Annotated in this window: 26 protein-coding genes and 3 pseudogenes; 17 read left to right on the top strand and 12 right to left on the bottom strand. The window is 70.2% G+C overall.

Annotation, left to right across the window (positions count from 1 at the left end):
* Positions 1–37 precede the first annotated feature (37 nt).
* The 3 genes from AB0L34_RS21540 to AB0L34_RS21530 all read right to left on the bottom strand — a co-directional run bounded on the left by AB0L34_RS21540 (position 38) and on the right by AB0L34_RS21530 (position 2,269).
* Positions 38–238 carry a hypothetical protein gene (locus tag AB0L34_RS21540; protein WP_363706045.1) on the bottom strand — a complete coding sequence of 67 codons (201 nt, stop codon included), beginning with the start codon at positions 236–238 and terminating at the stop codon, positions 38–40.
* A gap of 158 nt (positions 239–396) precedes the next feature.
* Entirely contained in the window at positions 397–1,449 is a 1,053-nt protein-coding gene (locus tag AB0L34_RS21535; protein ID WP_363706044.1) for a hypothetical protein, read from the bottom strand.
* A 325-nt stretch (positions 1,450–1,774) separates the two neighbouring features.
* The gene (locus AB0L34_RS21530; protein ID WP_363706043.1) at positions 1,775–2,269 is read right to left on the bottom strand and encodes a DinB family protein; all 495 of its coding nucleotides are present in this window, start codon (positions 2,267–2,269) and stop codon (positions 1,775–1,777) included.
* 138 nt (positions 2,270–2,407) lie between these two features.
* Between AB0L34_RS21530 and AB0L34_RS21525 the strand changes: the two genes are divergently transcribed.
* The 7 genes and pseudogenes from AB0L34_RS21525 to AB0L34_RS21495 all read left to right on the top strand — a co-directional run bounded on the left by AB0L34_RS21525 (position 2,408) and on the right by AB0L34_RS21495 (position 6,163).
* Complete coding sequence (locus tag AB0L34_RS21525) at positions 2,408–3,085, top strand: hypothetical protein (protein ID WP_363706042.1); 678 nt, start codon at positions 2,408–2,410, stop codon at positions 3,083–3,085.
* Positions 3,086–3,144: 59 nt separating this feature from the next.
* Complete coding sequence (locus AB0L34_RS21520; RefSeq protein ID WP_363706041.1) at positions 3,145–3,654, top strand: hypothetical protein; 510 nt, start codon at positions 3,145–3,147, stop codon at positions 3,652–3,654.
* Positions 3,655–3,671: 17 nt separating this feature from the next.
* A complete protein-coding gene (locus AB0L34_RS21515; protein ID WP_363706040.1) occupies positions 3,672–3,830 on the top strand; it encodes a hypothetical protein in 159 nt (52 codons plus the stop codon).
* 201 nt (positions 3,831–4,031) lie between these two features.
* Positions 4,032–4,460 (top strand): protease inhibitor I9 family protein, encoded by a 429-nt coding sequence (locus tag AB0L34_RS21510; protein WP_363706039.1) that lies wholly within the window; start codon positions 4,032–4,034, stop codon positions 4,458–4,460.
* 38 nt (positions 4,461–4,498) lie between these two features.
* Positions 4,499–4,825: pseudogene (locus AB0L34_RS21505) on the top strand (S8 family serine peptidase); the annotation flags it as partial.
* Positions 4,826–4,886: 61 nt separating this feature from the next.
* Positions 4,887–5,243 carry a S8 family serine peptidase gene (locus AB0L34_RS21500; protein ID WP_363706038.1) on the top strand — a complete coding sequence of 119 codons (357 nt, stop codon included), beginning with the start codon at positions 4,887–4,889 and terminating at the stop codon, positions 5,241–5,243.
* 284 nt (positions 5,244–5,527) lie between these two features.
* Entirely contained in the window at positions 5,528–6,163 is a 636-nt protein-coding gene (locus AB0L34_RS21495) for a dihydrofolate reductase family protein (protein ID WP_363706037.1), read from the top strand.
* A 230-nt stretch (positions 6,164–6,393) separates the two neighbouring features.
* Here AB0L34_RS21495 and AB0L34_RS21490 read toward each other — a convergent pair whose 3' ends face one another.
* The 4 genes and pseudogenes from AB0L34_RS21490 to AB0L34_RS21475 form a co-directional block, all read right to left on the bottom strand.
* The gene (locus AB0L34_RS21490; protein WP_363706036.1) at positions 6,394–7,458 is read right to left on the bottom strand and encodes a helix-turn-helix domain-containing protein; all 1,065 of its coding nucleotides are present in this window, start codon (positions 7,456–7,458) and stop codon (positions 6,394–6,396) included.
* 424 nt (positions 7,459–7,882) lie between these two features.
* Positions 7,883–8,497 carry a TMEM175 family protein gene (locus tag AB0L34_RS21485; RefSeq protein WP_363706035.1) on the bottom strand — a complete coding sequence of 205 codons (615 nt, stop codon included), beginning with the start codon at positions 8,495–8,497 and terminating at the stop codon, positions 7,883–7,885.
* A gap of 482 nt (positions 8,498–8,979) precedes the next feature.
* Positions 8,980–9,765, bottom strand: a complete 786-nt coding sequence (locus AB0L34_RS21480; protein ID WP_363706034.1) for a VOC family protein — start codon at positions 9,763–9,765, stop codon at positions 8,980–8,982.
* A 75-nt stretch (positions 9,766–9,840) separates the two neighbouring features.
* Positions 9,841–10,597, bottom strand: a pseudogene (locus AB0L34_RS21475) (VOC family protein).
* Between the two features lie 577 nt (positions 10,598–11,174).
* On the opposite strand from AB0L34_RS21475, the gene AB0L34_RS21470 reads away from it, so the two are divergent.
* Positions 11,175–11,867 carry a DUF1062 domain-containing protein gene (locus tag AB0L34_RS21470; protein ID WP_363706033.1) on the top strand — a complete coding sequence of 231 codons (693 nt, stop codon included), beginning with the start codon at positions 11,175–11,177 and terminating at the stop codon, positions 11,865–11,867.
* 97 nt (positions 11,868–11,964) lie between these two features.
* Here the strand turns inward: AB0L34_RS21470 and AB0L34_RS21465 are convergent, their stop codons facing one another.
* Positions 11,965–13,248, bottom strand: a complete 1,284-nt coding sequence (locus tag AB0L34_RS21465; protein WP_363706032.1) for an FAD-dependent monooxygenase — start codon at positions 13,246–13,248, stop codon at positions 11,965–11,967.
* Between AB0L34_RS21465 and AB0L34_RS21460 the strand changes: the two genes are divergently transcribed.
* The 5 genes and pseudogenes from AB0L34_RS21460 (at position 13,192) to AB0L34_RS21440 (ending at position 17,653) form a co-directional block, all read left to right on the top strand.
* Entirely contained in the window at positions 13,192–13,845 is a 654-nt protein-coding gene (locus AB0L34_RS21460) for a TetR/AcrR family transcriptional regulator C-terminal domain-containing protein (protein WP_363706031.1), read from the top strand. The two genes, AB0L34_RS21465 and AB0L34_RS21460, sit on opposite strands and share 57 nt — an antisense overlap.
* Positions 13,846–14,293: 448 nt before the next feature.
* Positions 14,294–14,431, top strand: a pseudogene (locus AB0L34_RS21455) (RNA polymerase subunit sigma-24); the annotation flags it as partial.
* Positions 14,432–14,646: 215 nt separating this feature from the next.
* A complete protein-coding gene (locus AB0L34_RS21450) occupies positions 14,647–15,351 on the top strand; it encodes a DivIVA domain-containing protein (RefSeq protein ID WP_363706030.1) in 705 nt (234 codons plus the stop codon).
* A gap of 210 nt (positions 15,352–15,561) precedes the next feature.
* Positions 15,562–16,320 carry a DivIVA domain-containing protein gene (locus AB0L34_RS21445; protein WP_363706029.1) on the top strand — a complete coding sequence of 253 codons (759 nt, stop codon included), beginning with the start codon at positions 15,562–15,564 and terminating at the stop codon, positions 16,318–16,320.
* A gap of 952 nt (positions 16,321–17,272) precedes the next feature.
* Positions 17,273–17,653, top strand: coding sequence for a VOC family protein (locus tag AB0L34_RS21440; RefSeq protein ID WP_357458568.1), 381 nt, complete (start codon positions 17,273–17,275; stop codon positions 17,651–17,653).
* 416 nt (positions 17,654–18,069) lie between these two features.
* Here AB0L34_RS21440 and AB0L34_RS21435 read toward each other — a convergent pair whose 3' ends face one another.
* The 4 genes from AB0L34_RS21435 to AB0L34_RS21420 form a co-directional block, all read right to left on the bottom strand.
* A complete protein-coding gene (locus AB0L34_RS21435) occupies positions 18,070–18,669 on the bottom strand; it encodes a class I SAM-dependent methyltransferase (protein ID WP_363706028.1) in 600 nt (199 codons plus the stop codon).
* Between the two features lie 85 nt (positions 18,670–18,754).
* Positions 18,755–19,705, bottom strand: coding sequence for a M56 family metallopeptidase (locus AB0L34_RS21430; RefSeq protein ID WP_363706027.1), 951 nt, complete (start codon positions 19,703–19,705; stop codon positions 18,755–18,757).
* Positions 19,702–20,043, bottom strand: a complete 342-nt coding sequence (locus tag AB0L34_RS21425; protein ID WP_363706026.1) for a BlaI/MecI/CopY family transcriptional regulator — start codon at positions 20,041–20,043, stop codon at positions 19,702–19,704. Before AB0L34_RS21425 ends, AB0L34_RS21430 begins: the two co-directional genes overlap by 4 nt.
* A gap of 47 nt (positions 20,044–20,090) precedes the next feature.
* On the bottom strand, positions 20,091–20,552 hold the full coding sequence (locus tag AB0L34_RS21420) for a hypothetical protein (RefSeq protein ID WP_363706025.1): 462 nt from the start codon (positions 20,550–20,552) through the stop codon (positions 20,091–20,093).
* Positions 20,553–20,639: 87 nt separating this feature from the next.
* Here AB0L34_RS21420 and AB0L34_RS21415 point away from each other — a divergent pair, with 87 nt between their 5' ends.
* From AB0L34_RS21415 to AB0L34_RS21400, 4 genes are all read left to right on the top strand, one after another.
* Positions 20,640–21,401, top strand: a complete 762-nt coding sequence (locus tag AB0L34_RS21415; protein ID WP_363706024.1) for a thioredoxin domain-containing protein — start codon at positions 20,640–20,642, stop codon at positions 21,399–21,401.
* Positions 21,398–22,258, top strand: a complete 861-nt coding sequence (locus tag AB0L34_RS21410) for a cytochrome c biogenesis CcdA family protein (protein WP_363706023.1) — start codon at positions 21,398–21,400, stop codon at positions 22,256–22,258. The genes AB0L34_RS21415 and AB0L34_RS21410 overlap by 4 nt, the downstream gene beginning before the upstream one ends.
* A gap of 310 nt (positions 22,259–22,568) precedes the next feature.
* Entirely contained in the window at positions 22,569–23,852 is a 1,284-nt protein-coding gene (locus tag AB0L34_RS21405) for a VWA domain-containing protein (protein ID WP_363706022.1), read from the top strand.
* The gene (locus AB0L34_RS21400; RefSeq protein WP_363706021.1) at positions 23,852–24,628 is read left to right on the top strand and encodes a peptidase; all 777 of its coding nucleotides are present in this window, start codon (positions 23,852–23,854) and stop codon (positions 24,626–24,628) included. Before AB0L34_RS21405 ends, AB0L34_RS21400 begins: the two co-directional genes overlap by 1 nt.
* Positions 24,629–24,739: the final 111 nt, after the last annotated feature.

Genomic DNA, 24,739 nt, shown 5'->3' with positions numbered 1-24,739 from the left:
GACCGTTCCGGCAGCTGGTCGATACCGGACCGTACGGTCAGGGCAGGGTGATGCGCACCTCGATCCGGCCGTCGTGCGGCACCCGCAACGTGTGCACCCGGCGCCGGGCGTCGCGCAGATACGTCCGGGACGTGCCGGTCACGGTGGCCGACCGTACGCTGTCCCAACTGATCGTGATGACGGTGCCGCCGCGACGGATGGTCAGGCCGTCGGTGCTGGCAGCCGCGTTGGAGTGCATCGGTGGAATCGCGGCGGCATGCCGTTGTCTCGGTTGCTGGCGCCTCGGGCGATGGCGGGTGAAGCGCGGAGCCTGGCCTCGTCGTAGGCAACACGGGCTGAACGACTATGCGCGAACGCTGCCCGCCAGTCCCCACTAGCGGACCGCATCGTATCGAGTCAGTCCTCGTCGGCCAGTTGCCACAGGTGCAGGGCCGTCTGGTCCTTGGAGACCGTGTACCAGGCGGCCTGCCCCGCTGATCGGGGAGATCCCGCGACCGGGAAGGGGTAGGCGATCCGGCCGCGCACCGCCATCGTGTGTGGGTCGACAAGCCAGTGGCGGGGGACCGCCGCGTGGTATTCGGTGCCGACCACGGCGGTGTCGTCGTACGGGAACGCCGCCTCGTAGTCCCACCGGACGCGGTCGTCCTCGCTTGGGTGAGGCGGCACGGCTTCCTCGGCGTCCAGGCTCCGCAGCTCCATGCCATCCTTTGCCCGGTGCAGGTAGAGGGACCACTGCCCCGTATCCGTGGTCAGGAAGTGCTCACCGGACGGGCTCACGGCGAGGAAGACCTCCTCGACGAACCGCTGGACATTGAGCTTCGTGCCATCCCAGTGCCCCCACAGCACGGGCGAGTTCTCCTCGCCCTCGACGACCGTCAGCCCCATGTACGCCGGGTTCGGATGGGGGAAGTGATAGGAGGCCGATCCCACGGTCATCGTCCCGACCCGGGTCAGCACCGTGCCGTCGACCGGGTCGAGGATCAGCCACTCCTCCTCGACGTCGCTCCCTGCACGGTTGCGGACGTGGGCCCACAGGAGCTTGCCGTCCGAGGAGAAGGCCGCCGAGCCGCTGTCCGCGTGCCCGTGGTGGTAGTCGTCGGCGTACTCGGAGAACGAGGCATGGGCCTCGGTGCACTCGGCGGCGGACCAACAACCGTGCCGAAGCTCCCACCGCACGGCGCCGGCCGAATCCACGGCACGCAACGCGTGCACGCCGGCGAACACCGCAACATCACTCGCCGGAGCGACCGCAACCGAGCCGTACCCGCGAGGCCAGGGCGCGGGGAAGTGAACCTCCGGCCCCTCCCCGCCCAGGTCGCGGACGGCCAGCTCGGTGTCCCCGCGCTGCACGAGCAGCCTGCGCCCGGGCCAGTGCAGCACCTGCGGAGAGTCTGCGGACGCCGGGTTCAGCGGTGCGGCCACAGTGGTGACAAGACGAGCGACGGTCATGGAGTCCTCCGGCGCACGCGGGCGCGAAACAGGGAACCTGGCAGCGCCCACCATACGGGGGACACCAGAGCACCGGGGCCTGACAACGCGACCGGAGGTCAACAGGCTTCGACGCCCCAGACGCACTCACATCGACAGTTCCGGGCGTTGGCCGACGTGGAGTGCCGGCCACGGGACGTGACGGCTCCCGGCTGGCTACGCGCCCGGACGGCGGCAGATCAGTGCGTTCCTCACCGTCATTTGGCCGACCCGTCGGGCCGTGGTCTCCGAGCGCTCGACGATGCTGTGCAGCACCGGATGGGATGCGGCCCCGAGTCGCGATCTCTTACCGACCGGTGGCGCCGTCGATAAGCTCCCGCAGGATGTCGGCGTGACCGGCATGCCGGATGGTCTCGCTCGTCATGTGGGCGAGCACCCAGCGAAGCGTACGAGGCGCGTCACCGACCGGCTGCGCGGTGAGGACATCCGGGCCAGCGGCTGCGCTGATGTGGGCATCGCTCTCGGCGATCGCAGCCCGGTAGCCGGCGATGATCTGATCTGGGGACCGGTCTGGCTCGACCACCATGTCGAAGTCCACGTCGGCGTAGCGCGGGTCGCCAGCGACCGTGTAGCCGAACCAGTACCGTTCGGCGTCGGTCAAGTGCTGGACCAGGCCCAGCAGTGTGGTATCGGAGACGACCAGGCCGCGCCGCAGCTGCTCCTCGTTCAAGCCCGCGACCTTCTTCAGCACGCATGATCGAGCGAAGGACAAGAAGGCGAGGGCGGTGTCGAGCTCGCCCCCGTCGTTCCGCGGTACGGCTTCGCGCTGGGATTCGATCATGGCTCGACCTTACGTGATCGTCATCGGGAGGGAGGTACGCGTGGATGTCGTCTGAGTGGTTCCGGCCAGGCTCCCGCTCATCGGCTACAACGTGCGCACGCCGGGCATGGCCAGGTCCTGCCGGTACGGTCAGCCTCCATGACCTTCTGGTTGTCCGTTCAGCCCCGCGACGCGCCACGCGATTTCGGCGTGGACGTCGCGGGGTACGACGCCCGGGTACACAACCTCGCCGCCTTCGTTGAGGCGGCGCTGCAACGGGTGGTCGACGGCGCGAGGTGGCTGCGGCGTTCCTTCCCGGCCCGCAGCTACCTTCGCCTTTACGTCACCGTGCACACCGAAGAGGAGCCGTCCGTCAAGCACGTGCGGACGCGCGGCCAGGGCGGCGCCAAGGAAATCGGCTACCTGGTGCGGGTACCGGTGGCGTGGTTCGACGTGCCCGGTGACGGACTACTCGCGGTCCGGTTGTTCCGGGCGCTGCTGGGCGCGTTGGAGGCCGTCGGCGTGGAGCAGTGCCTCGGAGCGCCCCCGGTACGCGCCCCGCGTTCCGACCCGGGGCGGCCGGAACTGGTGGACCTCTTCGTGCCGCCCGCCGCCCGGCCCGCCGGTGCCACGGTGACCGCTGGCCGGGTCCGAGAGGCGATGGACCGGATGAAGCCGGACCAGCTGGTCCTCGCCGCGACCGTGCCGGCGACGCTCGCGGTACGGCGCGACCGGGAGGTCGTCGTCCGGGCGCTCGGCGAGGTGGTGCAGGAGTTCGAGGTGCGGTCGGGCGGAAAGGAGGGGGTACGGGTATGGGTGGTCGGACAGGGCGGGTGAGCTGGCGGATTGGGTCGGAGGGTCTGAACCGGACGGCGGCGGGGGACCTGCGGGAAGCAGTGGCGGCGGTCGAGCACTGGTTCACCGTGCTGGGCAACATCGTCAGCGCGACGCTGTCGCGGGACCTCACCCTCGAGGTAGTGACGGGTGACGGCGATCGCGTGCTGACGGACGTCGCAGGCCCGGACACCACGCGGATCGTCCTGCCCCGTTCCCTGGTCGGCGCCGACGCCGAGCAGCTGCGGGTGTCACTACTCGACGGCGCGCTGGCGGCCGTGGCCGCCACAGCCGCCGGAACGGCTGGTGAGGCGCCCGAGATCTGGCGGCGCCCGGACGATCACCCGGATGACGGCGGGGACACCCTCGCCGAGGTGCTGGACACTCTCGATCCCGAAGACATCTTCGTCGCCGGCCGCCTCGATGGGACTGCGGCCGACGAACTGGCCCGGTTCCATCAGCTCGACGACTACGTCGTTGAGCGGGTAGACGGGTCCGGGGTGGCCGAGGTCACCGACGCCGAGGCCGGCTGTGCCAGCGTTTCCTGGCAGGTCCGTCTCATTCACGGCTGATCAGTCCGGCCGCCGCGATGCTATTGAAGAACTCGAAGAGCTCATACCTGACCTACCGCACCGGAACCCTCAAGGCCGCCAAGGCCCTCGACGTCACCTGCGCCTTGTACAACGCGACGAAGGCGGCATGGAACGCGGTCACCGTCCCGGCCCAGAAGAACGACCCCAACTGCTGAACACGCAATGGTGGGGCGGCTCCGGTGTGGAGCCGGCCGCCAGCGTCACCTGCCTGAATATGCCGCCTGAATACCGTTGAATACCGCTGGCGGTCACAAACACTTCAAACTCGCCGGGTTCGATAGTTCTCTTCCTATTGACCATCGCGCCCTGCCGCGACGCCACCAGCGTCCACGCGGACGCCAGAGAAGAGGAAACCCATGAGACCTATCGGTACGCGAAGCCGCCGGCTCGGCCTCACCGCCACCTTCGCGACGGTTGCCGCAGCGATTGCCTTCGGCGCGCCCGCCCACTCAGCTCTCGCCGAAGGCACCATCCTGTCCGCCGGTAACGGCACCGCCGTCCGCGGCTCGTACATCGTCGTGCTGCGCGATTCAGCGGTCACCCCCAGCGCGGTTCCCAGCCGGGCCAGGGGCCTAGCGAGCCGATACGGCGGAACCGTCGGCCACATCTACACCGCGGCCCTGCGCGGCTTCGAGGTCAAGCTGCCCGAACGGGCGGCACGCCAGCTCGCCGCCCACCCCGACGTCGACTACATCGAGGAAAGCCAGACGGTCTCGCTCACGGACACGCAGACGCCCGTCCCTCCTGGGGCCTCGACCGGATCGACCAGCGAGCGCTCCCGCTGAACAACGCCTACACCTACCCCACCAACGCCGGCGCGGGATTGAAGGCATACATCATCGGCACCGGCATCAACCTCACCCACGTCGACTTCGGTGGCCGCGAGATCTCCGGCATCAACGCCATCGACAACGACAACAACGCCACCGACTGCCACGGCCACGGCACCCACGTCGCAGGGACCGTCGGTGGCACCGCCCACGGCGTCGCCAAAGCGGTCACCCTGGTTGCCGTACGTGTCATGAGCTGCACCGGCGGCGGCACCACGGCAGGCATCATCGCCGGCATCGACTGGGTCACCAGCGACCACACCACGGGCGCAGCCGCAGCGAACATCTCGCTGGGCGGCTCAACCAGCAAACCGATGGATGCCGCGGTGACCAACTCCATCGCCGACGGCGTCACCTACGTGGTCGCCGCCGGCAACCTCTATGGCTCCGACGCCTGCGGCTTCTCCCCCCAGCCGCGTACCGAGCGCGATCACCGTCGGCTCCACGACCGACACCGATGCCCGGTCGGGCTTCTCGAACATCGGCAAGTGTCTGGACATCTTCGCGCCCGGCAGCAACATCACCTCAGCAGGGATCGGCTCGGACACCGCGACCAGCGTCAAGAGCGGCACCTCGATGGCGTCTCCGCACGTCGCGGGCGCCGCAGCACTGGTCAAGGCGCTCAGCCCGAGCTTCACCCCGCAACAGGTACGCGACTACCTCGTCAACACGGCCACCCAGAACGTCGTGACGAACCCCGGCGCGAACTCACCGAACCGCCTACTCTTCATCGGCTAGCCGCCCGCGCCGACCGTGACGGTGCTCAGCGGAACCGTGGCGCGCCGTCCCAGGCGACTGCCGTCGCGGAGCACCTGGCCGTGCATCACAAGGACCGCCGACCTCGCGGACGGGGCCGAGGTCGGGCATCGTCGTCGGTCTCCGGCACCGGGGTGAGGTCGGGCACGCCGGCCTTGGCGTTCGTCCGGTAGGGGAGTGGTGCCAGGTCGACTGCCGGCCCCGAGGACGGTCGCGATGTGGCGCGGTCGGTCAAGTCGTTGGCGCGCACGTCCAAGACTCGACCGGTGTCGGCGAGCAAACTTATGCCGTCACCGCGCTACACGCGCCAACTGTCTCGGAGGACCGTTATGGGTAAGCTCGTCGTCTCGATGTTCACGACACTGGACGGCGTCATTGAGCGACCGGATCGCTGGGCGTTCCAGTTCGCAAGTGCCGACTCGATGGAGCAGGGCCTGCGCCAGTTGCACGACGCCGAGGCGTTGCTGCTCGGCCGCGTCACGTACGAAGGGTTCGCCGCGTCCTGGCCGAACATGACCGACGAAGCGGGCTACGCCGACAAGATGAACACGATGCCCAAGTACGTGGTGTCCACCACCCTGGACGAGCCCACCTGGAACAACACGACGGTCATCGCCGACGACCCGGCCGCCCGGATCGGGAAGGTGAAGACCGACCTGAACGGGGATCTGCTCGTCTTCGGCAGCAACGCGCTCGTCACCCGGCTGCTGCCACACGGGTTGATTGACGAGATCCGCCTGGTGACCTACCCGGTCGTGATCGGGGACGGCACGCGCCTGTTCGCCGGCGGTGACGGGATGGCGTCGTTCCGGCTGCTGGATACCGCCACCTTCCAGTCCGGCGTCGTGGTGCTGACCTACGCACCGGTCAACGAGCAGGACGCGGCTGCGGCATCGGCCTGAACGGCGTCGCCGGTGCAGCGAATGCGTCACCACGTTCGGAGCCGGCCGGCTTGGCCCGGGGCGGCGGAGCGTCACCCACGTGTACGGATGAGCCGGCGGCACGAATGCCTTCGACCGACTGTGTGTGGCGTCCTGCCGCCGGCTCCGGGCCGACTACCTGCTGGCCTCGATGCCCGCATGGACGCGAACCACCCGCAGGTCGACGGTCCGGTAGTCGACGGGCACCTTCCTCATGTCGACGCGTCCACCGAACCGCTGTTCGGCCGCGCGGCGGAGCGAGGAGCGCACCTGCCGGTTGCCGGTGCGGCAGCGCGCACCGCGCCGAGAGTTTGACTGGCGGCGACAGGGTTGAGCGACATGCGCCGGTAGTCGCTGGGTGGCACGCCGAAGGCGGCCCGGAACAGCCGGCTGAAGTGCGCAGCGTCGGATAGACCCCACCGGGCCGCGACGGCGCCGACCGCCACGCCGCTCTGTGCCGGATCGGCGAGGTCCTTGCGGCAACGGTCGAGGCGCCTCTGGCGGATCCAGGCACCGACCGAGGTCTGCTCCGGAGCGAACAGCCGGTGCAGTTGACGCAGCGAGACGTGGTGTGCTGCGGCGATCACCGCGGGCGTGAGGTCGCTGTTCCCCAGGTGCTGCTCGATGAAGGCCTTCACCTGGAACAGCAGTGTCTGCTGTGACGACTCGACCGGGTCGGGGTACCCGGTGTACTCGGCGAGCGCGGTGCCCAGCAGGTCGAGCAGGATCGGCGCCAGCCGTGCCGCGGTGGCCGGATCGTACTGGCCGATTTCCCGGGCGACGCGACCCAGCATCGGGGCGAGCAGTCCGCCGACCCCGGTTGCGGGCACCGCGATCGCGGTGAGCCCGGCAACCATGCCAGGCCGGACCGGGAGCAGCCCGCGCGGAAACCCGAACACCGCCAGCTCCACCGCGTCGGTGTAGACCAGATCGTACGGGCGGCTGAAGTCGTAGACGCCGAACGTGTCGGGGGCGAGGATCGTCTCCCGGCCGTCCTGGGTCAGGCGCGGGTGGCCGCTGATCGGCAGTACCACACGGTAGAGGTCCGCGTCACCCTTGCGAATCAGGCCGGGCGTTCGGTGGACACCGTGGGGCGTGCTGGTACGGACATTCGCCACGCCCACGTCGCCCAGCTGGCCGGTCGTGATTTCACCGTGCAACGGCACATCCGGGTCGATCCGCATGTCCAGCGGGCCGAGGGTGTCGCAGACGATGGACCGCCACCGTTCGCGCCGCTCGGCTGCCGGTGTATCCGCGGTTCTGACGACCGTGAGCACTGATAGACCTCCCTGACTCGTGCCGCAACGGTAGCGGCCGGCGGACGAGGTTCGGCGTCGCAGCGACCGCGATCGTCAGCGGGTGTCGCCCGGCTCGGCACCGGTCCGGTCGGTCATGGACCTGGTTTCGACCAGCAATTCTCACCCTCCCCCGGGACGGGCACGGTTCCACCTGACCTATCAAAGGCTGCGAATGGGCATAGCCCTGACCAGGACTCTTCGGTGGGGCCGAACGGTTTTGCTCGGTGCGGGACACGGACTGAACCATCGTCGCGGTTGGACCCTGTGGCATCGCGACCGCGGTGAGTCTTGATGCCGCCAGCGGAAGACAGGAAACACCGGTGACACTGTTCAGAATCGTACGGGTATGCGCCGTTCGCGGCGGTTGACCACGGAAACAGTGCTTGGTTGATGATCTTCTTGTCTAGTCGGGGGTCTCGTGCTGGCGGACCACCCGGTCGATGCGGCGGTCGGGTACGACCCACATGATCGCCACGACGACGAAACACGCCAGGGCTAGCCCAACTCCGACGTGTCCGCTCCTGTCGATCAGCAGAGCGCTGAGGATCCCCGCGACGTAGAACACGGGCGAGGCCTTGCCCTTGATGTCAGTGCCGATGGCTCGCCTCAGCACCGACGCCGGTCCCTGCTGGCGAATGATCACCGTCTGGAGCACGGAATATGCGACGGCCGCGCTGAGCAGGTTCAGACCGTAGATGACGACTGGGATCGGCTCAAACCTTGAGTCGTCGACCCAGGTCGTCGTCAACGGGAACAGTGACAGGCAGAACAGTAGTGCCAGGTTCGCCCACAGTACTCCGCCACTGACCTGCCGAACCAGATGGAACATATGGTGGTGGTTGTTCCAGTAGATGCCGACATAGACGAAGGTGAGGAGATACGTCAGCAGTCCGACGCCGGTCGTGCGGGCAAGGTCAGAGAGGTCGTGACCTGGCGGGACTTTGAGCTCCAGCACCATGATCGTGATGATGATGGCCAGGACGCCATCACTGAACGCCTCCAGCCGGTTGGTCGGCACCGCACCACCCTCCTTCTTCCTCAGCCACGCGGCCGTGCACCGCGACCTGGTAGGGGACAAGCCCAATCACGGCAGGCCCAGGAGGCTAGAGCGACCGACTCGGAAGCCGAGCCTGCGCGGGTCGACCTGGCGACCAACATGTCAAGCCCGAGCCCGACGATCCCACTACCGGCGCAGACTCGGCCCTCAACTGAGCCGAAAGATCAAGTGACGTTGGAGCACCAAGTGGCGAGGCGAGTGCCTGCCTGCGCAAAGCTTGACGATGCCGATCCGGGGCCGCGTCGTTGCTGCCGGGTCGCCCATGTGCATACGCGGCCATGGACCGTGTCCGCGGTGCCCGATCGGCGGCGAGAGTGACGAGCGGGGCGACGGCGTCAACCCGGCCGGTGCAGCCGAGCCTGCCCGCCGCCGACACCCGCGCCTGATCGTTTAGGACGTCGACGGCACGCAGATCGCGATCGTGCACGGCGAGGACGACGCCGTCACGCAACGCCAGCACCGGCGCGTGGTGTAGTTCCGATGATCGAGAAGAGCGCCCCCTGTGGATCGGTGAGTACCGCGAACCGGCCGCGCGTCAGGTCCGTCGGCTGGACGGCGAGCGTCGCGCCCGTCCGTAGCGCCTCGGCGACGACCCTGTCGGTGTCGGTGACCGCGAAGTAGAGCATCCAGTGGGACGGGAGGTCACCCCAGTCGTCGCCGATCATGGGCATCATCCCGGCGACGGGACGACCGTCCAGTTGCCAGGTGGTGTAGGTGATCGGGCCCATCGGTTGGTCGTCCGCCGTCCAGCCGAACACCGACCCGTAGAACTCCTTCGCCCGGTCCGGCTCCCGCGTGGTCAGCTCGGGCCAGGTCAGCGAGCCGGGTACGTCGAACACCTCGGCCCCCGGCATGCCGAGCGACTGCCACACCCCGAACGGCGCCCCGGCCGGGTCGGCGAAGAGCGCCGTCCGCCGGGAGCCGGGGACGTCGAAGGGCTCGGTCAGGATCCGGCCGCCGGCGGCGGTCACCCGCTGGCAGGCCCCCTCGGCGTCGTCGGTCGCCAGGTAGGGCATCCAGGCAGGCGGCCGTTGCGGGCCGGCCCCCAGCCCGGCACCGGCCACCGGTTTGCCCTGCTGGTGGAAGACGAGGTGACCGTCAGCCGCGGGTTGCCGGTCGACCTCGGCGACGGCCCAGCCGAACAAGGGCGCGTAGAAGCGCGCCGCGCCGGAGAGGTCGGTGGTGACCAGGTCGACCCAGGCGGGCGCCCCCGGTGGAATGTCTGTCATGACTTCGGCTTCGCTTCCTCTGCTCGGGCAACTCTCGGCGGGATGGCGGCGGGCGGGCCCGACAGCCGACGGCAGTCAGCCGGCACCGGTGCGGGCGAGGGCGATGACGTTGAAGAGGGCGCCCTGCGGGTCGCGGAGGCCGGCGTAGCGGCCGGCCGGGATGTCCCGAGGGGGGACCAGGATGGTGCCACCCGGCTCGCCGGCGCGGGCGGCCGCCGTGTCCGTGTCGACCATGGAAGAGTGCGCCGACCAGTGGGCGGGCGAGTCTTCCGAGAGGTCGTCGCCGAGCGGCGGCATCATCCCCGCCACGATCTGCGCGCCGAGCCGTCAGCCGTGTAGGTGATCGTTCCCATCGGCTGGTCGTCCGGGTGCCAGCCGGAGACCAGGTCGTGGAAGACCGTTGCGCCCTCCGGGTCGGGGGTGACCAGCTCGTTCCCGGCCGTCGCGCCGGGGATGCCGAACACCTCGGCGCCGGGCATCGCCATCGGCTGCCAGGCGTTGAACGTCGCGCCGGCCGGGTCGGCGAAGACCGTCGTCCGCCCCCGGTCGAAGACCTCGCACGGGGGCACCAGCAGCTGTCCGCCGGCCCGCTCGACCCGGCCGGCCACCAGGTCTGCGTCGTCGGTCGCGACGTGCGTCGACGTGATCGGCACCTGGTCCGGGACGGCCGGCAGGCCGGCCCCGGCCACCGCCCTGCCATCGAGGACGCCTCGGGCTCCGGCGTGATCGGCCCGGTCCAGCCGAACAGCTCCGGGGAGAAGCGCCGCGCGTCGGCGAGATCCGGGGTGGCCAGGTCGGCCCAGCAGGGCGTGCCCGGCGGGACGGTGCTCACGTCGACCCCTCTCGACTGGGGGCGGCCACCGCCGGCACGCCCTGCCGGCATCGTGGCACCGTTCGCGTGTCGTACGGGGCGGATCGGGCGAATCGTCGGCTGAACCGTCGTCCGGATCTGCCGACGACGCCAGCGCCGCCGGGACGACGACAGATGTCCGGGCTCATGGCTTTCGAGGCGGCTGTTCCTATCCTCTCTGTTCACCAATCCGCCGCGGCAGGTGGGCGTCGTCCTCGCGAGGCTGCCGAAGGACAGGGCGAAGGCCAGCGGGAGGAACAAGTCCCACCGGGGAGCGGACGGAATGCGGCAGAAAGGGCCCGCGGGAGCGATCGGCGCGTGGTCGACGCCGCGCTCGCCGACCCCGCCCCTCGGTGCGCCGCACCAGGGCAAAATGGGTGGCCTCGCCAGCCCGTCCCGCCCTACCGTGTAACTGGATCTTCTTCTCCGACCCACTCACGAGAGGGCCTTACCCCGCGTGACGCCGCCTGCTCTTTAGACCTGACAGCATCCCTGCGCATCGGTCGCCGACGTCGCCGTCGGCTCTTTCCCATGCCTTCCGTCAGCTCTTAGAGAGATCATGTCTACGCGTCCTCATATCGTTTCGTCCCGGACCGTTCGGCGCACGTGCCTCCCCCTGCTCGCGTTCCGCTGCGTCCACTGCCATTCCGGCTTCGCCAGCACCGGCGACGGGAAGGTCCGCGTCAATGCCAACGGCAAACTCCTCGACATCTGGCTTCTGGTCGCCTGCGTTTCCTGCGACCGCACCAGCAAATTCACCGTTCACGATCGCGTCCCGGTCCGGTATCTGGATCCGACCCCTCTTCGGGGCTACTCCGGCATCTTCTCCGCCCTTGTCGCCCGCGTCCTTCTCGACCCGCTGATCGCCCGGCGCAACCGGTTCGCCCTGGCGTGGCACTCATGCTGGGAACTGCTCGCCCCGACCTCTCCCGAGAGCCCCTGGCCCGTCCAGGTTTCGGTCACCTTCGGTGACGACGCCGTGCCCCTTCGCCCCGAACGGCTCATCGTCAAAGGGGCTGGGCATCAGCCGCGGGGAGATCGCTCGCCGCGTCAAGATCGGCGTTCCGCTGAACCGCAGAACTCGCAGGGACTTCTCGGTCGTCCTGCTGCGAGCCGCCGCCGTGGGCCTGAGCCAGGGCGAGAGGCACGGTGGCCTTGCCCCGGACCGCATCACGCAGCGGTCCACGCGCGGTCGCTCATGACCCGGCGCGAACGAGGTTCAGGACCGGCCCGATACTGGCGACGAAGGTGAATGTCCGGGTGGTGCATTCGGACGTGCCGGTTCGCGTGCGTCCGATCTTCCAGGGCAGGAGCGTCTATTAGGGCGAGGCCGGCCGCGTCGCGCGTCGTCAATCTGCGGGTGCCGGCTCGGTGGGCCGTGGCGTGAAGAAGCGGACGATGTCGTCGGCCGCGGTGGGGGACAGCATCATTGCTTGGACTCGTGCGGACATTTCGGCGATCGGGCGGGTTCTGGTGAACATCGCCTTCTCGTACGTCTGGATCGCCGAGTCGGGGTCGGCGGGGGTGGTGGCGAGTTCGGCGGCGAGTTCGGCGGCGTCGAGCATGGCTTGGTTGGCGCCCTCGCCGACCGGCGGCATGAGGTGGGCGGCGTCACCGATGAGCGTGATGCCCGGTTGGTGGGCCCAGCGTGTACCGGTGGGCATCGCCTCGATCCTGCGTGGGGTCGGCGGGCTGTCGCCGGCTTCGATGAGTGCGGTGAGGCTGGGGTCCCAGCCATCGAACAAGTCCAGCAGGGCGCGCTTGCTGCGGTAGGTGCCAAGGTGGCGCTCGTCCGCGGGCAGGGAGATGCCGACTCGGATGCTGTCGTCGCCGAGGCGTTGTGCTGCCAGGATCTGGTTCACGCCGATGCACCAGAGGTTTCCGGGGCCGACCAACTCGGCGAGATCCGGGTGGCGCCGGTCGACGTCGCTGATGCTGAGCTCGACCAGAGTGGCCACGGAGGACAGTGTGGCGTCGGTCAGCAGCGACCGGACGACCGAGCGTGCGCCGTCCGCGCCGATGAGGACGTCGTAGTCGGCACTGTGGCCGCCGTCGAACGTCAGCCCGAAGCCTCCGTCGGGTCGTGGCGTCGCCGCGACGAGCCGGTGCTGCCAGGCCACCGCGTCGCCGGGGAGCGAATCGAGCAGAAGATCACGCAGTGCGCTGCGGTCGATCTCGGGGCGTCCGGAGAATGAGCCGGGTTGTGGCTTGTGGTGCACGAGGGTGCGTCCGGCCGGGTCGAGGATGCGATGTTCCTCGCCCTCCGGCCGCGCCTCGGACCGGAACCGGCCGGCGAGGCCCGCATCGGCCAGGGCCCGTTGCCCGGACTCCGGGTGCAGGTCGAGCGATCCGCCCTGTGATCGCGCGGATCGACTTGCCTCGCGTTCGTACACCACCGCGTCGATGCCGTGCCGGTGCAGGATTCGGGCCAGAGTCAGGCCGCCGAGGCCACCACCGGCGATAGCAATTCGCATCATCATCTCCGTTACCGTACGCTGTATCCTATGGATACGCCGTACGGTAGCGCGCCACTGCCCGTCTGGGAACGGCCCGAGCCTCAGCCGCGGGCGGCGCCGGTGCCGCTGAGCCGCGCGAAGATCGCCGCCACGGCTATCCGGATCGCCGACGCACACGGCCTCGAGGGGCTGTCGGTACGCAAGATCGCCAAAGAGCTCGGTGTCGGTCCGATGCGGCTCTACGACTACGTGATCAACAGATCCGAACTTCTCGACCTGATGGTCGACGCCGTGTATGCCCGGATCGCCGAGGCTGGCCAGCACTCCGAGTGGCGCGCCACGGTTCTGGCCATCGTTCACCGGACCCGCGATGCCGCTCTTGATCATGAGTGGTTCGTCGACCTGCTCGGCACAAGGCCACACTTAGGGCCTCACGCGCTCGCCGTGGGCGAATCGACCGCGGCGGCGCTCAGCCAGGCTCCTGGCGTGCGCGGCATCGACGATCTCCAGCGGGCCGTGGGCGCTCTCAACGCGTTCATCGTCGGAGCGCTCCGCAGCGAGATCACCGAGCGACGCACCGCCCGTTCAACCGGCACCGACGTGTCCGCTTGGCAGGCCGCCCTCGGGCCCTACCTGACCCGCATGCTCGAAACAGGCCGCTACCCCACAGTCGCCCGGCTCGTCATCGACGGCGCCCACCTCAACGCCGAGGAAACCTTCCACCACAACCTGATCACCATCCTGGACGGCATCACCAGCCGTCCCCACACGTGACCTACCGCTCGCAGGCCAGTACCGGCTGAATACACCTCGATCAGACATCCGGATCTGCCGCTCCTAACGGCCTACTGATCTTCAAGGCAGACCGAGTTCGCGGTACGGTGCCGCCTGGCGGAGGCCGCCGACCGCGTGACGGTGCCGGCGATCGAGGAGGGCCGCTGCGTGGGCACGGCATTGATCGGGCGCCGGTTGTCCGTTGAGGCGCTGACCACGCGCCGACCCGACGATGGTCGACGTGCTGCTGTGCGGCGAGTCGACGCGATGAGGGCGAGATGCCCGAGCCTGGGCTGGACCTGGATCTGAACAGGTCGTGGCACGGCATCCACCATCTGATCATCGGCACCGCTTGGTAGACCGGTGCGGGCGCCGGCACGGCGATCCTCGGCGGCGTCGAGATCGGACAGGATGGTGGCTACGGTCCGCCCCGGCTGCTCGACCAGGACACGGTCACGAGCGCGACGGCGACCTGGCCACGGCGGCACGGCTGTACGCCAGGGCGGCCCAGAACGCCCCCAACCTCGCCGAGCGCGACCACCCGCCGCGCCAGGCCGCCCGGCTCAACGCCCGCCGCTGTCCCTGAGGAAGGCAGGGCTGGACGCCGACACCGACAATGGCTCGGACGCCGCCGTCGACCCGCGGTTGGACACACGGAGGCCGACCACCGCTGCTATAGGATGTGCGCAGGCTCTCGCGTTCGTTGCGCATCCGGCGGTGACGGGCTGCTGCATCCGCCGCACGGTAGCCGGTCCCTGACTCGACGGCGATGTCGCTCAGCGACCGATCCAAGGAGTTCCGATGCCTCTGACGCCGGCCGACATTCACAACGTGGCCTTCAAGAAGCCCTCGCTCGGCAAGCGGGGATACGACGAGGAAGAGGTGGACGCCTTCCTCGACGAGGTCGAACGTGAGATCCAACGGCTTGCGGACGACAACAGTGCCCTGCGGGTGCAGGTGGAGACCGGCGCCGACGGCCACGGCCGGCTGGGCCTGGAGTTGCAGCAGCTGCACGCGCAGTTGGACCGGCTGCAACGGGAGCGGGCGATCGCCGAGCAGGCCGCGCAGGACGCGCAGCGACAGTTGGAGTCGGCGCGCGCTCAGGCCAGGGAGGATGCACCTGATGACGAGGGCAGAAGCCTGCCGGTGCTCATGATGGCGCAACGCACCGCCGACGATTATTTGAGCAAGGCGCGTGCGGAGGCCGATGAACTGCTGGCGGAGACCCGAGCGACAATCGAGCGAATGGTTCAGGAAGCGCAGGCCGAGGCACGGGAGACGGAGATGCAGGCCGTTGACCGCCACAAGGAGGCCATTGAGGGCCTCGACGTCAAGCTGGCGGAGGCACAGCGGCACATCATCACTCTCAATCATTTTGCACAGGACTACCGTCAGCGCCTCCAAGAACATCTGTCGAGCCTGATGAACGACGTGGGTGGTGGCGGCAGCAGGGACAACGACCGCGGTGTCGTCGAGCTGCCGGCCCAGGTCAGGCCCGAGATCTGAGGCGCCGTCACGACCACGGGTGGTTGTTCCGGCCGGTCCGTCAGCTGACGGCGGCGGGCAGGGGCGCGGGTCGTCCGCTCCGATGTAGCTCTGTGCGAGCGTCACTCGTAACGACGGCGACATTGTCTATGCGCTGCCATCCGTCTGCGCCGGCCGGGGTAGTCTGTCCGGCGCGACGCCGTGACCGCGGGCAAACTCCAGGGAGCCAAGATGCCACTAACTCCGGCCGATATCCACAACGTCGCGTTCAAGAAGCCCCCGATCGGCAAGAGGGGCTATGACGAGGAGGAAGTCGACGCCTTCCTCGACGGAATCGAACGTGAAATCATCCGGCTGATCGAGGAAAACGAATCACTGCGTCGGAGGGTCGTGCAGGGCCCGCCGAGCCACGAGGCCGATGGGCTCGGCGCAGCCGGCTACGCCGAGCTGTCAGAACTGCGGTCGAGGCTCCAGCGGGTGATCAGTGAAAAGGCGGACACCGAACGGGTCCGCGACCTGCTCCACGCCGACCTGGAGCGCGCCCGCGCACAGGCCGGAGCGCGCGCCGAAGGGGGCGCACAGGACGGCCAGGTGGCCCGCGTGCTGGAAATGGCGCAGCAGACCGCGGATGGCCACATCGAGGATGCCCGACGCGAGGCGGACCGGCTGATCGGGAGCGCCCTGGGCGAGGCGCAGTCGCTGGTGGAGGAGGCCCAGGCGACCGCCGGAAAGGCGGAGGAGGCGGCCCTCCAGCGCTACCACGATGCCATCCTCTCGTTGGAGAACGAGCGCGACGCTCTACAGCGGAGGATCGAAGAGCTCACCGGCTTTGGGCGCGACTACCAGGAGCGCCTGCGATTCGAGGTGACGCGCCGGATGGACAACATGAAGGAAATCCCCAAAGCCGGCCCGGTCCCGGCGTTCGATGAGGACGCCTGGCTCCGCTACCGGCGTCCGGGTCGGCAGAACGTCAGTGGCGACCTCCGCTGACACGCCGTGCGGCAGGTGCTGCTCGGTTCCCCGGTAAAGCCCGTGGCCGTGGTGGGATCCGGGCTCGGCCGCGGCGGAGCGTAGGTCGCCGAGTTCGCCGACGATGACGATGACCTGCTTCCCGCCGAGCCGGGCACGCCATGTCGATCGCGATCGCCCACCCTCTACGCGCCCTGACGAGCCGGTCAGTGGCTGGTTCTGCCGGGTGTTCCCGATCAGCGCCCGCACCTGAGCCGGCGGTGGACAGCGGGCGCCCCGCATCGCGGACCGGCCTGGCCTCAAGGGGCGGGGCGCTCGGCGGATCCTGGCGTCGCTGGTCGTGCCTGCTTCCACCTGCCGGTTTCACCGAGCTGGCACGAGCCGGCGTCGACCTGTGACGACCGGGCGGAGGCCGCCGCCCTGGGCTGAGCGTCCCGGGTCGGGGAGGCGCAACGGGGTGATGTCGGTGGAGCACCCGGCCTGTTGGGCCCGGTCCAGCAGGCCGTCTTGCCGGAGGTAGAGGATCTTCGGCCGGGCGTTGACGCGGCTGCTCGGGTGGCCGTGGCAGCAGCGATAGCCGGGACGGCCGTGGACCCAGTGGGGTCCATGAGGCGGCCGCAGACGCCGCGGGAGACCAGGCCGGCCAGAAGCGTCGTCCACGGTGCTGACCGGAACCGACTCGGGCTGCGGCACTCCAGCGGTACGCGGGTCGCCCGCTTGCACGTCGCCTAGAGGCAAGGCTGACAGCCGACATCTCGGCTATCAACCCAGCCGAGAGCGGTAGGCCCGGGTAGATCTGGCGCCATCGCACGCCCTCTCGCCGGACGGCCGGGTCAGGAGGTAGATCACCGGTACCTGGCGGGCGTACCTGGCACGCGGCGAGCCCCAGCGCGGTCACGATGACGGCGAAGTGGGACAAAGTGGAAGTCTGTCGGCCTGGTGATGACTACGCTGGCGTAGGAGGTGAGCCATCATGTTGACAGACGCATCGGTGCAGGCGGCCATTCCCGCGAACGACATGGAGCGGGCCAAGCGTTTCTATCGCGACACCCTGGGCCTGACCATGTCGCAGGAAGCCGAGGATGCAGTCCATTTCGAGTCCGGCGGAACGCGTTTCTTCATCTATCCCACATCGAACGCCGGGCAGGCGCCCCACACGTTGGCAGCCTGGCTGGTCGCCGACCTCGACGCCGAGATGGCGGACCTTCGGAGGCGCGGCGTGACGTTCGAGGAGTACGATCTCCCTGGCCTCAAGACGGTCAACGGCGTCGCAGAGTTTCCGACGATGCGCGGCGCCTGGTTCAAGGACAGCGAAGGCAACATCCTCGGCGTGAGCCAGCCCCGCAAAGGTTGATCCTCGTAGTTGCCATCCATGTTGATGCGGTCACCGCTGGCAGACGCTGATGGCGGAGCGGCCAGGGAGCGAAGCCCATCACTCGGACTCAAGGGCAGGCGCGGCCGCCCAGACCCCCATTGCATCCAGTCGATCGCCAGGAGCCGGCCCAGCGGCACCATCGATTTGACGTTCTGGTTGGCAATGCCCACTCCGACGACCGGCTGATTTCCGCGGTGCCCGCTGGCTGCTGCGGAATTACGGCATGAGCACCTGTGGGCGAGCGTGGGTGCGGTGATCTGTGTTCAGATCCTTCCCGAACACGAGCCGTATCAGCGGCACCAGATCTGATGCGGGGCCTGGAGCAGTTGTTCGATCCGTGCGGGCTGATGAATCCGGAAAAGGCGCTGCCGGGGTGAACTGCCTGTAGGCAGCGGTCACGGGCGGGTCGCGGCCACCACGGTGTCGAGGGCGTCGACCGTCTCGTCCCGCACCCGGACCGGACGCCGGGTCGTCTCGGCCCGGCTGATCTGCATGCCGGGCAGTTCGGCGACCACCGTCTCCGGCGTCGGCAACACCGCCGGGTCCTGCGGGCCGCCGGTGCCGGCGGTGAGGTTGGCCAGGTCGTGGGCGACGAGGACGAACGACCCGCCGTGGCGTACGGCGGTGGCCGCGTGCCGCAGGACGGTGGCCAGGTCGGGGCGGGGCAGGTGCAGGTAGGCGATGAGCACCAGATCGTAGGCGCCGGCTTCGGGCCGGTAGGTGGTGACGTCGGCGACCTGCCAGTCGATGTCGACGCCCCGTTCGCGGGCAAGGTCCTGGCCGCGTCGCACGGCCACGGCGGAGAAGTCGACGGCGGTGACCCTCCATCCGCGTTCGGCCAGCCAGACCGCGTTGCGACCTTCGCCCGCGGCCAGGTCGAGCGCCCGGCCCGGCGGCAGGTCGGCGGTCTCCTCGACGACGAACCGGTTCGGCTCGGCGGTCCAGACGAGCTCGGGGGCGTCGGCGTAGCGGGCATCCCAGTCGGCACTGTCCACGTTTCGGCTTCCCTTCGGTGTGGCGGCGTCTTCCGGCTCCCAGCATGGGCCGGCAGGTGAGGTGTGAGTTGGTCTTTCCCCAGGCTCAGCCGCGGGCGGAGGTCTGTGAGTGTGAGCAGGTGGTCTCGTGCACGGCGATCCCTGCGGCGGTCGCGGCCGTGACCAGTGGGAACATCAGGAGTAGGGCGACGGCGGAGGCGCCGAGCAGACCCCGTGCGGTCGACCTGGGCGGGGCGGGGGTGAGTAGTCGGCGTACCCGGTCCACGGCGGTGCCGCCGGCGCCGAGGGCGTGACCGGGGGTGGTGTCGGCGAGTCGGACGATGGCGGCGGCCACGGTGTGACGGCCGTGCTGCGCGCCGGCCCGGTCGTCGGCGAGGTGCTCGACGAGGCGGCGGATCTCGTCCTCGGCGGTGCGTGCCAGGGGCAGCCCGGGCAGGGCCCGGTGGAAGGCCGCCGCGACGGCCACGAGCAGGTGGTGACGACCGCGTAGATGGGCGCGTTCGTGCCGCAGCACCGCCTCGAGTTGCCGCGGGGTCAACGCGTCGAGCGCGCCACGGGTGACGACAACGTGTCCGGGTCTGCCGGGCAGGCAGTAGACCATCGGCGTGGCGTGCTCCACCACGGTGCAACCGCCGGCCGGTCCTGGTCGGGCCACGGGGGACAGGGCCGCGAGGTGGTGCCGGCGCCACCGTCGTGCCGCGTGGAGGGTGGCGACCGCGCTGATCGCGAGGCGGGCGGCGAGTACGGCGGTGGCGGCCAGGGCGAGCGCGGCGAGCGTCCCGTTGGGAGCGCCGAGACGGGCCAGCGCGCGGGCGCAGGCCTCGACGACGCCGTCGAGGCCGGCGGCGAGCGCGGCTGGCGGCACGGCGACGAGCAGACCGGCGCTCAGGACGGCTCCGGTTGCCGAAGCCAGGGCGCCGAGCCACAGGCCGACTGCGATCCGTGGGGCGGCCCGACTCCAGGACCGGGCGGCGATGGCACGTGGCGCAGCCACGGCGACGGCAACTGCCCAGACGAGCAGGAGGAGACTGATCATGTCGACTCCTGCCGGTCGTGCAGGATGGCGCGCAGCAGGGCCGCCTCCTCGGGGCTCATGGTGTCGACGAACCGGGCGAGGGCGGCGTGCTGGTCGCTGGCGGAGGAGAGCGCGTCGGCCATCACCTGGCTGATGTGTTCCTCTCGGCCGATGCGGGGCCGGTAGCGGTAGGCGCGGCCGACGAGGTCCCGCTCCGCCCAGCCCTTGCGGTGAAGATTGTCCAGGACCGTCATCACCGTCGTGTAGGCCAGGCCCTTGTCGGCGAGCGCGTCGACCATCTGCCGGACCGTGAGCGGAGCATCCGCCGCCCAGAGCCGGTTCATCACCTCGGACTCCAAGGGGCCGAGGGAGCGTTCCGCACCGCGGTCACGGCGCCCGGGCCTGATCACCGCACGACCCTTGCGCCCGACGCGGGCACCGGGCACTGCCGTTCACCGAGCAGCCGCCGCCGCAGCGCCCAGCCGAGCAGGCCGATCGAGGCGGCGGCCAGTAGCGGTTGGGCCGGCGCGAACCAGGTCATCGCGCCGCTGGTGCCGAGCGCGAGCAGCACCAGCTTGTTGCAGACCGGGCAGCCCACCGCCAGCAGTGACAGCACACCGCCCACCGCGCCCACCCGTTGCTCCGCCCGGGGGGACCGCGTGGCGCCCGCAGGCCGGACGTAGGTGGCCAGCAGCAGGCCCGAGAGCGTCGCCGTGACGACCAGGACCGGCCAGGCCCACCAGGTCACCGGAACGCTGCGGCCGAACAGGGGCGTGTCGAGCAGGTCGGTCGGCACGGCGATCACCACCGCGGTGACGACGCCACCGACCACCGCGGCGGCCAGCCGGCGCGGCGTCCAGCTCCGCATGGTGCTTCTCCTCACCTTCGTACGAACCATCATAGTACTAGAGTGGATAGTACTAAGACACATAGTAGAAGTGTCCAGGGAGCCGCCATGAAGCCCTCCGCCCGTTCCGCTCCGCGTCGGCCCGTACGCCGCGCACGTGGGCCGCACGCCATCCGGCGCACCGCCGGATGGCTCGGTCCGGTGCTGGTCATCGCCGTGGTCGCCGTGCTGATCGTGCTCGGCCGGCCGTCCTCCGACGCGACGCCGGCCGCGCCCGGCGGACAGGCGGCAGGCCCCGGGGAAGACCGGGCGAACCCATTCGCCGGGTTGGCCCGACGGACACCGGGAGACCCGGTGGCACTGGGTGAGCCGGACGCGCCCGTCGTGATGCTGGAATACTCCGACTTCCAGTGCCCGTTCTGCCGACGGCACGCCCGGCAGGTCGAACCCCGGCTGATCCGCGAATACGTCGACAAGGGTCTGGTCCGCATCGAGTGGCGGGACCTGCCGTACCTCGGGCCGGAGTCCCGGGACGCCGCAGCCGCCGCCCGCGCCGCCGGCGCGCAAGGCAAGTTCTGGGAGTACCACCACGCGCTGTACGCCGAGGAGCGGCGGGTCAACAGCGGGGCCCTGGACGACGAGGCGCTGCGCGCCGCCGCCCGCGAGCTCGGGCTGGACCTGGCGCGCTTCGACGCCGACCGTGCCTCCGCGGTCACCACAGCCGCAATCGACCGGGACGAGCAGGAGGCCACGTCGATGGGGATCACCGGCACGCCCGCGTTCATCGTCGGCGGCACCCCAATCATCGGCGCCCAGCCGTTCGAGGCGTTCAAGCAGGCCATCGACAAGGAGCTGGAGCTGGCACGATGAGCGACGTCGGCTACCTGGCCGCGCTGCTCGGCGGGACGCTCGCCTTGCTGAGTCCGTGCAGCGCGATGCTGTTGCCGTCGTTCTTCGCGTACGCGTTCGGCAGCCCCGGCCGCCTCGTGGCGCGCACCGGCGTGTTCTACCTCGGCCTCGCCGCGGTCCTGGTGCCCCTCGGCGTCGGCTCCTCCGCCATCGCGGGCGTGTTCTTCCGCCACCGCGACACCCTGATCCTGGTCGCCGGTTGGACGATCATCGCGTTGGGTGTCGTACAGCTGGCCGGACGCGGTTTCGCCTTCGGCCCCGCGCAGCGCTGGCTGGGCCGGCTGACCGGAGAGTCCCCGGCTTCGGTGTTCGCCCTCGGCGCGGTCTCCGGGCTCGCCGGTTTCTGCTCCGGGCCGATCCTCGGCGCGATCCTCACGGTCGCCGCCACATCCGGTCAGCCCGCTTCCGGTGGGGCGCTGCTCGCCGTCTACGCCCTCGGCATGACCGCGCCGTTGCTGCTGCTCGCCTTGGTCTGGGACCGGTGGCGCATCGGGCAGCGGCGGTGGCTACGGGGCTGGGGTCTGACGGTGGGCAGGTTCCAGGTACACAGCACCTCCGTCGTCTCCGGGCTGCTGTTCATCGCGCTCGGCGCGTTGTTCCTGGCCTTCGACGGCACCGCCGGCCTGGCCGGCGGCCTGGGCCTGACCGACGTCGAGGGCGCGGCACAGGAGTGGGTGACCAGCACCCTCGGGTCCGTGCCGGACGAGGCGATATTGCTGCTCGTCGCCGCCGCCGCGCTGGCCGTCCTGCTCCGCCGACGGCGGAACGTCTCGGAGCAGGCCGCCCGGCAGGAGACCCCGACGAGGCCCCGCTCGTGACGTGCGGGAGCTTCCGGGTCGATCCCTCGCACTGAAGTCCGCAAGGTCTCAGCGACCTCGTGCGGTACGGGCGGGTGGAAGACCTGGCGGGAGATGACCCACTGTGGGGGCAGTGGTCCAGCCTTGGATCTCGCGGTGGCGGGTGGTGCTGCGTCGGGTTCGATGTCGTCGTGGTCGGTGTACTGCCGATTTCAGACCTGCCGGCCGGTGCAGCGGGGGTTGGCCGGGATCGCCTCGACGGTCCCGGTGGGCGCTCCCCCCGGCGTCGGCCTGGTGACCATCCACAGTGGATATGGCCTACACTCCGCCGGTGATCAACAAGAAACGATCGGCGGCCGTCCTCATCGGACTGCTGGCGGCGACCGTGATGACCGGTCCGGTGCCAGCTCTCGCGGACGAGGAGACACCGGTCGAACCGCCGAAGGTCGAGCTGGTGCTCGACGTCAGCGGCTCGATGCGAGCCAAGGACATCGACGGCCGTAGCCGGATCTCCGTCGCCCAACAGGCCTTCAACGAGGTGGTCGATGCGCTGCCCGAGGAGACCCAGCTCGGTATCCGAGTGCTCGGCGCGACCTACAAGGGCAAGGACAAGAAGCTGGGCTGCCTGGACACCCAGCAGATCGTGCCGGTCGGCCCGGTCGATCGGGCGCAGGCCAAGGCCGCGGTGGCGACCCTGCGGCCGACCGGGTTCACCCCGGTCGGGTTGGCTCTGCGCTCGGCCGCCCAGGACCTCGGCTCCGGCACGACCGCCCGGCGGATCGTGCTGATCACCGACGGCGAGGACACCTGCGCCCCGCCGGACCCCTGCGAGGTTGCCCGGGAGCTAGCCGCTCAGGGTACGAAGTTGGTGGTCGACACGCTCGGGCTGGCCCCGGACGAGAAGGTGCGTCGGCAACTGCTCTGCATCGCCGGCGCCACCGGCGGCACGTACACCGCCGCGCAGAGCGCCGACGAGCTGACCAGCCGGATCAAGCAGCTGGTCGACCGGGCGAAGGACACCTACACGGCGGCCCCGGCCGTGGTCGCCGGGAAATCGGCGTGCGACGACGCGCCGCTGCTCGGCCCCGGCGTCTACAGCGACCGGGAGGCGTTCTCGGAACATCGGTGGTACCGGGTGCCGGTCCGCCCCGGGCAGGAGCTGCGGGTCTCGGTCAGCATGGCGCTGGACCGCCCGGTGAACCGCGACTACGGAGTGCTGCTGCGGGCCACGGCCACCGACGGCCGGGAACTGGTCCGCGGGGTGGACGCGGGCAGCGGCCGCACCGACGTGGTCTCCGCCGGCCTGCGCTGGTCAGCGAGCGAGAAGCAGGGGGACGGGGTGCCACCGACGCCGGACGCCACGACCGCCGTCCCGGCCACCACGGTCTGCCTGGTCGTCAGCAACGCCTTCGCGCCCCGGCCGGGCACCCAGGCGACGCCCGGAATGCCGGTCGAGCTGACCGTGGACGTGGTCGCGTCCTCGCCCGCCCCGGCCGCCCCCGACCTCGGTCGGGGCTGGATGCTGCTGGTGCTGCTGACCGTGGCCGGCCTGCTCACCGGACTGGTCACCGGCCTTCTCACCCGCTGGTGGGTGGCCACCTGGAGGGAGAACTGATGATTACCCGGACGATCCGGAGCGGAGCGGCGCTGGCCGCCGCCGGCCTGGCCCTGCTGGCCGTCCCCGCCCCGGTCCAGGCCGCGCCCACACCCTCGCCGGGCGCCACCCCGGTCACCCGGGCGGGGACCTCGTTTCTGACCGCCGCCAGCATCGCCGGCGGACAGCCGGTCCGGGTCGCCGCCTCCACCGGCGACTACCTGTACTGGTCGTTCCCGGCCGCGGCCGGTGAACGGCACGAGATCACCGCGACCGTGTCGTTCCCGAAGTCGCGCAGCGGCGCGTCGACCTGGACGATGGAGGTCTTCGACGGGCTACGGCGACGCCAGTCGTGCACGGCCGGCGCGCAGACCCCCACCGTCGCGGCCTCTGCCGGCAACGTGTCGCTCGGTTGCACCCTGCGACAGGTACGGACCTGGTCCGAGCCCTGGTCGGCCGACCCGCTGCCCGGGACGTACTACGTCCGGCTGTCGGTGGCCGAGCTGCCGGAGGCCGACCTCGGGCTCCCGATCGACGTGGAGCTGCTGGTCGGCGCGGACCGGCAAGACTCCCGCGACGACGGCGAGCTCAAGGCGCCGCTGGTGCCGCCCACGCAGGCCGGCACGATACTCAGCGCCGAACCGGCGGCACAACCGGCCGAGGAGGACGAGAGCGGGTACCTCGACTGGGTGCCCGGCCTCGGCTCGCGTTGGATCTGGAGCACGGTAGGCGGCGTACTCGCCGCCGTAGCCGGCGTCGCTGGCTTCGCTCTCACCCGCCGTCCCCGCCGGCCGTGACCGGCGCCGGTGGCCGCTCCCGGTACGGGGGGGGGGGCCCCGGCCGGGGGTGGGGGGGGACCGGGGGGGGGGCGGGGCGGGGGGGCGCGGGGGGCGCGCGGTGGGGGGTTT

This window comes from Micromonospora sp. NPDC052213 (assembly GCF_040679695.1).
GTDB lineage: Bacteria > Actinomycetota > Actinomycetes > Mycobacteriales > Micromonosporaceae > Micromonospora.
The sequence above is the reverse complement of the archived record's forward strand: the minus strand, read 5'-3'. Positions and strand labels throughout refer to the sequence as shown.